The organism is Mesorhizobium sp. M7A.F.Ca.CA.001.08.2.1, assembly GCF_003998455.1.
GTDB classification, from domain to species: domain Bacteria; phylum Pseudomonadota; class Alphaproteobacteria; order Rhizobiales; family Rhizobiaceae; genus Mesorhizobium; species Mesorhizobium ciceri.
In genome coordinates this window covers 1-1,469 of sequence record NZ_RZPW01001114.1, presented here as the reverse complement: position 1 = coordinate 1,469, position 1,469 = coordinate 1, and the positions used below count along the sequence as shown (strand labels likewise).

At 62.8% G+C, this 1,469-nt stretch carries 1 protein-coding gene and 1 pseudogene; one reads left to right on the top strand and one right to left on the bottom strand.

The window, feature by feature from the left end; all coding sequences use genetic code 11:
- Positions 1-137, top strand: a pseudogene (locus EN914_RS39650) (N-acetyltransferase); the annotation flags it as partial.
- Positions 138-180: 43 nt separating this feature from the next.
- On the opposite strand, the gene EN914_RS35320 reads toward EN914_RS39650, so the two are convergent.
- On the bottom strand, positions 181-1,469 hold a 1,289-nt coding region (locus tag EN914_RS35320; protein ID WP_164779162.1), incomplete at its 5' end, for a DegQ family serine endoprotease.

Genomic DNA, 1,469 nt, shown 5'->3' with positions numbered 1-1,469 from the left:
GCCTCGGCATGAGCGCGGATCCGTCCGGCGATTTCGACCACCCCAGCATTCCCGACAGCCATCCGCATCTCAAACGGCATGTCCTCTACAGACTGTCGCGCCAAGACTGGCAGGCAAGAAAAAGGGCAGCTCGCTAGCCGCCCTTTTTTCAGTGTTGTCGTGTTGTCGATCTTCCGGATCTCAGTCCATCCGGATCGTCACGAACCTGAGCTCGCCGGTCTTCGAGGCCAGCATCAAGAGCGCATTCTTGCGCCCCTGTTCCTTCAAGGCGCCGATCCGGTCCATGACGTCCTTGGGGGTAGCAACCGATTCCTGTGCGATCTCGGTGATCACCTCGCCGGGCTGGATGCCGCGTTCGGCGGCGGCCGAGTCCTTGGTGACGTCGGTGATGACGACGCCCGAAACATCGGCCGCAATGCTGAACTTCTTGCGTGTCTCGTCGTTCAGTTCGCCGACCGTCATGCCGAGCACCGAAGCAGTGGAAACGGCCGGAGCCTTGTCGCCCTTGTCCTGATCGGTGTTGCCCTCCTCGGCGTTGGCGGCCTTCTCGCCATCCTCGAGCCGGCCGAGGGTCACTTTCACCGTCTGTTCAACGCCCTTGCGCACGATCAGCACGTCGACCGCCTTGCCGACAGGGCTTTCGGCGACGACACGTGGCAGGTCGCGCATCTCATGAATATCCTTGCCGTCGAACTTGATGATGACGTCGCCGGCCTGGATCGTGCCATTGTCGACCGGGCCGCCCTTGATCACGCCGGCAACCAGCGCACCCTTTGCGGTCGCCATGCCGAGGCTTTCGGCGATGTCGTCGGTCACCGGCTGGATGCGCACGCCGAGCCAGCCGCGCCGCGTCTCGCCGAACTGGCGCAACTGGTCGACGACACCGGACGCGAGCTGCGACGGGATGGAGAAGCCGATGCCGATCGAGCCGCCGGATGGCGAGATGATCGCCGTGTTGATGCCGATGACTTCGCCCGCGCTGTTGAACAGCGGTCCGCCGGAATTGCCGCGGTTGATCGCGGCATCGGTCTGAATGAAGTCGTCATAGGGGCCGGAATTGATGTCGCGGTTGCGGGCCGAGACGATGCCGACCGTCACCGTGCCGCCGAGGCCGAACGGATTGCCGATCGCCATCACCCAGTCGCCGACGCGCATCTTGGTGGAATCGCCGAACTTTACCGCCGTCAGCTTGTGGCCTTTCGGATCGACCTTGAGCACGGCGACATCGGTCTTGGTGTCGGTGCCGACCAGCGTCGCCTTCAAGGTGACGCCATCGGAGAAATTGACCTCGATGTCGTCGGCATCGGCAATGACATGGTTGTTGGTGACGACGATGCCTTGCTCGGCATCGATGACGAAGCCGGAGCCCAGCGACTGCACCTTCTGCGAGCCGTTGTCCTTGTCACCGCCGCGGTTCTTGAAGAAATCGTCGAAGAAATCCTGGAAGGGCGAACCCTCGGGCAATTGCG